The sequence below is a fragment of the Pseudomonas sp. HMWF006 genome, from assembly GCF_003061205.1.
In the GTDB taxonomy this organism is placed as follows: Bacteria; Pseudomonadota; Gammaproteobacteria; order Pseudomonadales; family Pseudomonadaceae; genus Aquipseudomonas; species Aquipseudomonas monsensis.
The window spans coordinates 1-3,037 of record NZ_QAIU01000375.1 but is presented as its reverse complement, the minus strand read 5'-3'; the positions used below and the strand labels follow the sequence as shown (position 1 = coordinate 3,037).

Annotated in this window: 4 protein-coding genes; all 4 read right to left on the bottom strand. The window is 53.5% G+C overall.

What is annotated here, in order from left to right:
- Nucleotides 1–248: 248 nt before the first annotated feature.
- Entirely contained in the window at nt 249–560 is a 312-nt protein-coding gene (locus DBR24_RS15280) for a hypothetical protein (RefSeq protein ID WP_128615180.1), read from the bottom strand.
- A gap of 52 nt (nt 561–612) precedes the next feature.
- Nucleotides 613–993, bottom strand: a complete 381-nt coding sequence (locus DBR24_RS15275) for a hypothetical protein (protein WP_128615179.1) — start codon at nt 991–993, stop codon at nt 613–615.
- Nucleotides 993–2,318: a hypothetical protein gene (locus tag DBR24_RS15270; protein WP_128615178.1), complete on the bottom strand. Its 1,326-nt coding sequence runs from the start codon at nt 2,316–2,318 to the stop codon at nt 993–995. The genes DBR24_RS15275 and DBR24_RS15270 overlap by 1 nt, the downstream gene beginning before the upstream one ends.
- 306 nt (nt 2,319–2,624) lie before the next feature.
- A complete protein-coding gene (locus DBR24_RS15265; RefSeq protein WP_123468074.1) occupies nt 2,625–2,984 on the bottom strand; it encodes a DUF6124 family protein in 360 nt (119 codons plus the stop codon).
- Nucleotides 2,985–3,037: the final 53 nt, after the last annotated feature.

The following is a 3,037-nucleotide window of genomic DNA, read 5'->3' as shown; positions in this document are numbered from 1 at the left end:
CGGCGGATTCTGGCGTAGCTGTAGGCAAAGGCGCAAGGATGTGTAGCCTGCGAGAGTGTTTGGAGATGTCTTTTTAAACGTTAGCGTTTATCGAGACCTCATTCCGTCACGTACCCACAACAGATCCGTCCCCTTATTCCAACAGACGTAAGAAAATGGCCGAGATTGCTAGCCTGGTGTTCACTCGAACAGTCCTAAATATTCCGCCCAACCATACAAAGCCAGAATTCCCAGCAGAGAAAATGCATTCAATCGATATGGAATTTCGACCCACCGCCGCAAATCCAGCGGAAGGCTCCGGACATCCTCGAGGGAGCTCGGATTATCCAGCAACAGGCGCGAAGGACCAAAGCAGTGATCAGATTGAGCCTGTACCTGCGCGCCCAAAAACCGGAGCGTCCCTTCTGCGGGCAGTTGTGGAGCAGATAGCAATTTTCAAGGTGCAATTCAATTTCGGAAAGCTTGAAATACCCGACATAGATCATCACCAGAACGTTGGAGATGATCAGCACCAGTAACGTAATGCCAGTGGCGGCGAACAGAAGTTTGATTTCAGTCATGGGGAGTCTTCGTAAACGACCTCACCGAAGGACTGATTTTCTTTTTGCCCCATTACAAAAAACCTCTGTATTTCCCATACAGCCAAAGCAGTGAAGTCCCGCCGCACACGAAATAGCCGACATGAAATGGACTCGTCGCCCAGAACCTGAGTCCTCTGGGAAGGCGTTGAACGGCGTCGATCAGCAGGGGTTCCTGCCGTTGGATACTCTTGGATGTAATCAACCGGCTGACAGCGGTCATCCGCTGAGTTCTCGAGTAAAAACTTCCCCCTGATGAACCACAGTCCATGGATAAGTACAGCCACTCATCAAAGTGTTTTTCCAGAGCATCGAGTTTTGTATAAACCGCGTAGAAAATCATTGCGCAGTTGATCACGCCTAATAGGATCAGCGCCCCACATGCCCAGGCAAATACTATTTCGGTGACTTCCATTATTCGGAATACTCATGAATTTCTTGACCCAAAAACTCACCTAGCTCCGACATCTGAGTTCCTGTCTCCACGGACGCTGCCGCACCAACCATAAGCACACATACGAGTTTCCCCATTCCTTTCAATTTCGCGCATACCGCCAGACCTGCTTTCCCTCCGAGATATCCACCAGCGAGAGCTCCAGCCGTACCGCCGACCATCTTCCCTCCTTCTACAAACCTCACTTGCCTGCATTCCGCATCGCGGCCGGACGCGCAGACCTCGTGGATTTTTGAGCTGGATGCGCCCAGTTGCAGACCTATGCCGAGATAACCACCTCCCTTCATGAACTTCGCTGCTCTGGCAACACCCGCAATGTTAGTTGCATATCCGGGCAGTTGTGCCGGTGCGCCTGCTTTGCCCCATCGGTGAACAATTCGGCGGCTGGACAATCCCAGTGCACGTTTGAGTTTTGGATGATCTGGCAAACCCGTGCCTTTGCGTACCAGCGGCCCAAGACTGGCATCCAGTTTCGCCATCAGACGTTTGCGTTTGGCAAAGAACTCTGGGGAATGTAGATGACGATGTTGGGTGTATTGCTGCTGATGCAGTTGCTCCAACTCTTTGAGAGTATTTTTCAATCCTTCCAGATGCTGCCCGATCATGAATGACGCAACGCCCAATGTGCCTGCCGACACCTCCAGAAACGGCTCAATGACCTCATGATGCTCAACCATGAACGAAGCTTCTTCATCCGAAAGGTCTTTCAATGCCTCGTTCACCTTCTCCGCAGCGGCCATCATCTGCGCTTCTTCGCGCCGGCACATATAGTTGCGAGAGTCACTGAACAAGACCATTTGCCCAGGTTTGACCTGCTCACCGAGATGTCGATTGAGTGAGCGGAATTCGCGACGCAGTGAGTCGCCGGGCCTGATTTCGTACAACTCCCGTTCAAGCGCTTCGAGCGTCATGGGTTTCTGAACGATGTGGAAACCCGATTCGGCGGGTTGCGGCAAGGTATAGGGGTGCTCCTCCACCAAGTGTTGTGCAGGAGGTGGCTCGGGTTTGGGGTTGAAGGCATTCCAGGAGGCGCCGCCGTTGTCTGTAGCCATGCGTGGCTTCACCAGTGCCCAATCACCGTTACGCACAGCATCGATGAGTTTTCGCTCATTCGCGCCTTGCATGTAGTTGTTACGATGCAGGCCCATGGCGTTTAACAAGTCGTCGAATCCGGGCAACTCGTCCGGGCGATTCAATGCCTGTCGGAAATGTTCCATGGCTTCGTAGGCATCGAGGATCTGCTCTCGCTGGCCATGTAACTCGCTTAGCGGGATAAGTCTGGTCACATCCGTGCCCCGTTCTGAAAACACAGGACTTTGGCGAACGGACTCAGGTTTGGATGCAGGAGGGATCGGTGTTCGTTGTAGGGAAAATCCGGCTTTCTGACTTGCAGACGCCGCGCTCAAAACATCAATGTTTTATGGCCGGACTGGGTGGAGCAGAAAATAGATCCGTCCGTAATGTTTGCTCCCACAGGTTTCAGCGTCGTACACACCATCTGCAATCAGCATAAAACCCTGTGGGAGCGAGCTTGCTCGCGAAGGCGCCAGAATGACCACCCGATCAATCACCAGGTGATCCCGCCCCTCGCGTCACCCCGGCATCTGCAAATTATCCAACGCCCGATTCACCGCCAACTCCCCGAGCATGATCAACTGCGCAATCCCCAACAACGTCCGCCGCTGTGCCACGGGCAACAGGCTCGCAGCGTCATGAGCAATGGCCTTCGCCGAAGCCAGTGTTTCACTGGCATCAATCAGCAGTTCTTCGTTTTTGTTGTCCGCAGTCACGGCATACATCCCGCGGGTTTTACGTGGGAGCGGCGTGGAACCGGGCGGACAGAGGTAATGGTCGAGAGCGCGGTCGGCGGCTTCGTGGAGCTTTTTGGAATCGAGGGATTCGTAGGGGGAAACCGAGTCGGTTTCGGGTGGGTTGGGTGTTGGTTTGATCATGGTGAAGCTCCTTGATTGTTGGAGCCGCCACATATCGCTGCGAAACGAAGAGA

Excerpts from the sequence above, each read along its gene's own strand:
- DBR24_RS15280 (WP_128615180.1), bottom strand. The coding sequence starts at position 560 with ATGACTGAAATCAAACTTCTGTTCGCCGCCACTGGCATTACGTTACTG.
- DBR24_RS15275 (WP_128615179.1), bottom strand. The coding sequence starts at position 993 with ATGGAAGTCACCGAAATAGTATTTGCCTGGGCATGTGGGGCGCTGATC.
- DBR24_RS15265 (WP_123468074.1), bottom strand. The coding sequence starts at position 2,984 with ATGATCAAACCAACACCCAACCCACCCGAAACCGACTCGGTTTCCCCC.